Source organism: Sulfuritalea sp. (assembly GCF_017302275.1).
Lineage (GTDB): Bacteria > Pseudomonadota > Gammaproteobacteria > Burkholderiales > Rhodocyclaceae > Sulfuritalea.
In genome coordinates this window covers 1-4,720 of record NZ_JAFLDR010000082.1, presented here as the reverse complement: position 1 = coordinate 4,720, position 4,720 = coordinate 1, and the positions used below count along the sequence as shown (strand labels likewise).

At 63.9% G+C, this 4,720-nt stretch carries 7 protein-coding genes; all 7 read left to right on the top strand.

All coding sequences use genetic code 11. The features are described from left to right. Positions 1-491, top strand: a 491-nt coding sequence (locus J0M27_RS21180; protein ID WP_294996668.1) for a hypothetical protein, incomplete at its 5' end; no start/stop codon positions are given. Continuing rightward, complete coding sequence (locus J0M27_RS21175) at positions 491-1,033, top strand: STY4526/YPO1902 family pathogenicity island replication protein (RefSeq protein WP_294996665.1); 543 nt, start codon at positions 491-493, stop codon at positions 1,031-1,033. The genes J0M27_RS21180 and J0M27_RS21175, both read left to right, overlap by 1 nt. Next, positions 1,030-1,407, top strand: coding sequence for a hypothetical protein (locus J0M27_RS21170; RefSeq protein WP_294996663.1), 378 nt, complete (start codon positions 1,030-1,032; stop codon positions 1,405-1,407). The genes J0M27_RS21175 and J0M27_RS21170 overlap by 4 nt, the downstream gene beginning before the upstream one ends. A 17-nt stretch (positions 1,408-1,424) precedes the next feature. After that, entirely contained in the window at positions 1,425-2,855 is a 1,431-nt protein-coding gene (locus tag J0M27_RS21165; protein ID WP_294996660.1) for a hypothetical protein, read from the top strand. A 123-nt stretch (positions 2,856-2,978) separates the two neighbouring features. After that, positions 2,979-3,836: a PFL_4669 family integrating conjugative element protein gene (locus J0M27_RS21160; protein ID WP_294996658.1), complete on the top strand. Its 858-nt coding sequence runs from the start codon at positions 2,979-2,981 to the stop codon at positions 3,834-3,836. A gap of 86 nt (positions 3,837-3,922) precedes the next feature. Next, on the top strand, positions 3,923-4,318 hold the full coding sequence (locus J0M27_RS21155) for a single-stranded DNA-binding protein (RefSeq protein WP_294996655.1): 396 nt from the start codon (positions 3,923-3,925) through the stop codon (positions 4,316-4,318). A gap of 74 nt (positions 4,319-4,392) precedes the next feature. Further along, complete coding sequence (locus tag J0M27_RS21150; RefSeq protein ID WP_294996652.1) at positions 4,393-4,629, top strand: hypothetical protein; 237 nt, start codon at positions 4,393-4,395, stop codon at positions 4,627-4,629. Positions 4,630-4,720: the final 91 nt, after the last annotated feature.

Here is a 4,720-nt window from a genome sequence, read left to right as displayed (position 1 = left end):
CTCCCAGGCGCCATATGCAGGCAGAAGGTGCGATTCCGGCCAAGACCGAAGTCGCTGCCGCTCATTCGCGGGTTATCGAGCAGGTGCGCTTGTGCGCTGGCTTTGTCGGAATCAGCGATTGTCTGCGCAGCGACGAAGCGGCGCCCCTTGGGTACTGCATGGACGCGTTGCCGATTCCGCCTCATGGCGATTCGTTGCATCCAAGCCGGCAATGGGCCTGGCAACTCTTGACGCTGGTGTCCGCAGCGGCGCCCCTGCCGGAAAGTTTTGCGGCCGGCGATCCATGCGCCGCTGATACCACGTCCCAGGTGCCCGATCTACCGGTGGATGCCTTCCAGTTCGATGCCGCGTTCTTCGGTTGGTTGGTCGATGCCAGTGACGAGACGGCCAGCGCATGCTGGGATCTCCTCGGTCTGGTCAGGGAATTTCGCTCATCGGCCTCGACGCCCGGCCTGCCGGGCAGTGAAATAACTGCAACGGAGGACGCCTGATGCTGCCGCTGCTCGATACGCAGGTGCGCCTGGTACTGCTCAATCACGTCGCCGTGCGACTGGCCGAGGCGAATCCGGATGAACTTCACGCCGCGGGCATCGAGAACGAGCAACTCGCGCGCTTGCGGCAATTGTCGGCACTAGATCTGAACCGTCTGGCCACGATGCGCGATCTGAACATCGGCGTGAGCTTTGATGCCGCCGGACTCACTGCGGGGCTGCGCACGGTCTCTCTGGTGAATGAGGCCAAGGCGCTGGAGGCGTATTTCATTCGCCATGGTGCGTCCTGGCAGATGATGAGCGCGCTCTTCAAGATCCGCCGCAAGGTGACGCTCAGGCGACGCCGTGACTGCGGTGCATGGAGACCATCAGGCCGCATATCGCTTCCAGACATGTCCATGCGCGAGCGCATTTACCGGACCTGGCACGCCATCGAGGAGCCGAATCCCCGGGTGCGGTACTACCGCCTGCATCAAGTCTTTCCAAACCACTCCCTTGCTGTTCTGGAGGCAGTGGTGCGCGGCTTCGAGGACGAGCAATGAACGGTCGCCCCGTGATTCCACCGGGCATCACCGCCGAACTGCTGCTCGACGTCTTCGACCTGCCGATCAGCTTCCACCGCTGCCTGGTCCCGATCACGGGGGGCGTGACGGCGGCGCTGATGCTCTCGCAGGCCATCTGGACCAGCGAGGCGCTCGACCCCGAGCTCGGCGGCTGGTTCTGCAGATCCCAGGAGGAGTGGACCGAAGAGACCGGGCTTTCGCGGTGGGAGCAGGAAACGGCACGGCGGGCTTTGCGCACCGGCGGCTTTCTCGAAGAGCGACGCGCCGGCATGCCGGCGAAGCTCTGGTTTCGGGTACGACCCGAAGCCGTAGGGCGCGCATTGCAGGCGCACGCCAACCCGGTTCGCCGATGACGGTGCACAGGCCCAGCATGAGAGACCGAGAACCGAGAATCGTAACCAGTTCCGATGACGATCCGTGGCAATCCGCCCAACAGGAGCGAGCGCTGGCGACCCTCTGGCCGCTGCTGGGACGGCATATCGCGTTTCATCGCCGCCTCGTGGACCTGACGGCGAACGTGAAGGCCGCGCTGTTGCTCTCCCAATCGATCTACTGGACGCGTCATGGTCGCGATATCGCCCGGACCGGCGGCTGGTTTCTCAAGACCACTGAGCAGTGGGAGATGGAAACCGGACTTTCCGCGAAGGAACAAGCCACCGCCCGCGAAGTATTGCGCAAACTGGCGATTCTCAGCGAACAGCGCGTTGGCATCCCGGCACGGCTCCACTTCCGGCTTTGTGTTGATCAGCTCGGCGCCTTGCTCAGCGATCGGATCGGCAGGGCGTCGGCGAGTCTGGACTGGGCCGATGGCGCCGCGGTGGCGGAACTGCTGGGGCCGTCGCTCGCTTACCACCGCACGCTGGCCGGTATCGGCGGCGGGGTCCATGCCGGCCTGCTGTTGTCACGCGCGCTACACCTGACACGACTGCAGATGCGCCGGCAGTTGCGGGAATGGATAGGCAGTTCGGCCGACTTGTGGGCCGAGCAGATCGGCCTCACGCGTCGTGAGCAGGAAATTGCGCGTCGGGAACTGGTGCGCATTGGAGTATGGGACGAGACGCTCGTTGGCATTCCCCCGCGACGACTCGCCCGCATCCGGATGGATTACCTGCTCGCGCGGCTGACCGGAGATGAATTAGGCGATGCCAATCGCATCGCATTGCCGCATTCGTCAGAGTGCGGTGTTGCCACAATCAATAGTCGACAAAAAGGCGAAACAAGTATGAGGGATTCCCACATACATGTTTTGCCGAAAGCGCCAAAATTGATTCGACAAAAACGCCATCACTGTTTCGACGAAAGCGCCAATCTACATATACAAGGAAGTACACGTGGTTTAGTACAACAACCACCCACAAGGGAAACCATCGCTAATGCGGGGTGGTCGCAACGTCGTGGTGGTGATCTGATCCTGCCGGAAAGCCTGCTCCCTGAAGAACGTGCGGCGGCGCTCCTCCTGCTTAAGCCCTGCGCGCAGCAAGCCCAGGCCTTGCTCGACGAGCTGAGTGCCCGGATGCAGGCAAGAGCGGTGCATACCAGCCCGCTCGCCTACCTGCGTGGCTTGGTCAGACGTGCCATCGCCGGCGAGTTTGTGCCGGAACTGGGGCAGCGCGTGGCGGCTGCCAGGCGCAGGCATGACGAGGACCTGATCCTGCGTCAGCAGCGCGAGGCCGAGGAGCAGCGTCTTGCCGGCGAGTGCGCGACCCCGGAACACCAGGCCAAGCGCGCATCCCGCCGCGCCGAGATGCGACAGATCGCGGACGCGATGCAGGCCGGGCGCCCACCGGAGAAGCGCTCGTGAGCCACCTGCCAGTCCGAATTCCCGGCAACGACAAATCCTGCTCGCCAGCGCTGCCAACACGGCGCAGCAACCACCACGCCGTTCGCGGCAGCCACAACCACCTCAATCGAAACGGAGTCCGCCATGGCACCCCCTGACGCAATCCTGCAGCACGCGCGCAATGAGCCGAATGAGCTCGATGCCACGCTCGCCGCCAACGCCCAACTCGGGCAACTGGCGGATGCCATCCCCGACACCATGAGCTTGCACACCAAGGATGCCTATCGGATCTTTACCGGCCGTGGCGCGGATGGCGCGGGCAAGCTGCCGCCGATTCCTGGAGGCAGGCGCTTTGCGGCGGTCCTCAAATCCATCTGGCACCTGTCGGCGAACGACAACCCGTACGCCGACTGGATCCTGATCCGCATGTACGAGAGTCTGGTAGCGATTCGCGCACATCTGAGCCGCGTGATCACCGCGCGTGAGGAAGATATCGAGATCCTCAAGCGCAAGGGCCTGTCGTTGGCCGTGATGGGGTCGCGCAGCCCCAAGACCGTCGAGCTCGGATTTCGCAGCCCCTACGGCTACGCCACGGCGGAGGCGATCGTCGAGTTCGACTACTACGTGCGCATGATCAAGACCCTGATCCACAAGGATCGCATGAGCGACGACGAGGGCAGGGCGGCGATTCGTGAAGTCGGCCGAGAGTTGCGCGCCTTGTTCCTCGAACCGATCCGCTGGGAGCGCCATCTCCTGCGCGAAGAGCTGCGGCCATTGAGCCGCAGCGACTTCCTGCCCGCAGCGGACGAACTCGCGCATCAGCGGGTGCGTGCCGTGGTCGCACTTTTCGGTGAAGTTCCGCGCAAGGTCTTTACCGGCGCGCAGGCACCCCGTCATACGCGGCGGCGCGTCAAGTTGAGCGATGCCGAACTGCGCTTGCTCGAACAGGCGTCGCTAACCGCGGCCGAGGATATGCCGCAGTCGGACACGGAGTTGCTGTGAGGTCGACGCCGGCGATCAGCGGGTTTCCGGCCCGGGCCTCGCAGCCCATCGGAATTCAATGAGTCAATCAACCAACGGAGGGTGCAATGTCGAACGAGTTTAGTGGAACCGGAAATGTGGGTGACCAGCCGCTCTTGAAGACGGTCATGGTCGGCAGCGAGGAACGGCAGGTCGCCGAGCTTCGGGTGTTCTTCGACGAATACCGCCAGGACGGCAAGGGTGGTCTGGAGCAGGCCGGTGGCTTCTGGCTCGACGTCAATGTCTGGGGCGATCGACTTGCCGCGGAGGTGGTTCAGTTCGTGAAGAAAGGCGCGCGCGTGCATGTCGTCGGCCGGCTGGCCGAAACCCGATGGACGGTGACGGCGACCGGTGAGGAGCGCAGTGCGCTGCATCTGAACGCGGATCATCTGTTCCTCAGCCTCACACGACTGGCCGAGGCCCGATTCAAGCCACGGCGCGAGGCGGCCGAGGGCCGGGGCTGAGCGTGAGTGCCTGCGCTATGCCCGTCGGCGCCGCAGCGGAGTTGGCTTGTTTCCCCAGCACCGAAGAGGTTCGCATGGTCCGCTCGATCGCGCTGCTGGCGCTCATGGAAGCGCAGCGCCACGGCAGGTGGGGTGCTTCCTTCCACGGATTTCGCGTTCAGGCCCAGCGGCAAGGCCCGACACGGGGTTTCGCTGCCTTCACCGAGGTCAGCCTATCGGTGAGTCTTGGCCAGGCTGTTGTCGCGCGCTGCCGGGTGACGACGAACTATGCCGAAGCAATGGAACCAAATGTCTGGGCGACGGTCATCTGATTTGAATATGCGCTGCCGGACTCCCTGCCGCATGGTGGGCGTCGGGCAGACGCTGCCGGTGTACCACGTTGGCTGCGTCAGCCCGATCGAT

What these genes read in the sequence shown, in the direction of transcription:
- J0M27_RS21175 (WP_294996665.1), top strand. Translation starts at nt 491, where the DNA reads ATGCTGCCGCTGCTCGATACGCAGGTGCGCCTGGTACTGCTCAATCAC.
- J0M27_RS21170 (WP_294996663.1), top strand. Translation starts at nt 1,030, where the DNA reads ATGAACGGTCGCCCCGTGATTCCACCGGGCATCACCGCCGAACTGCTG.
- J0M27_RS21165 (WP_294996660.1), top strand. Translation starts at nt 1,425, where the DNA reads ATGAGAGACCGAGAACCGAGAATCGTAACCAGTTCCGATGACGATCCG.
- J0M27_RS21160 (WP_294996658.1), top strand. Translation starts at nt 2,979, where the DNA reads ATGGCACCCCCTGACGCAATCCTGCAGCACGCGCGCAATGAGCCGAAT.
- J0M27_RS21155 (WP_294996655.1), top strand. Translation starts at nt 3,923, where the DNA reads ATGTCGAACGAGTTTAGTGGAACCGGAAATGTGGGTGACCAGCCGCTC.
- J0M27_RS21150 (WP_294996652.1), top strand. Translation starts at nt 4,393, where the DNA reads ATGGTCCGCTCGATCGCGCTGCTGGCGCTCATGGAAGCGCAGCGCCAC.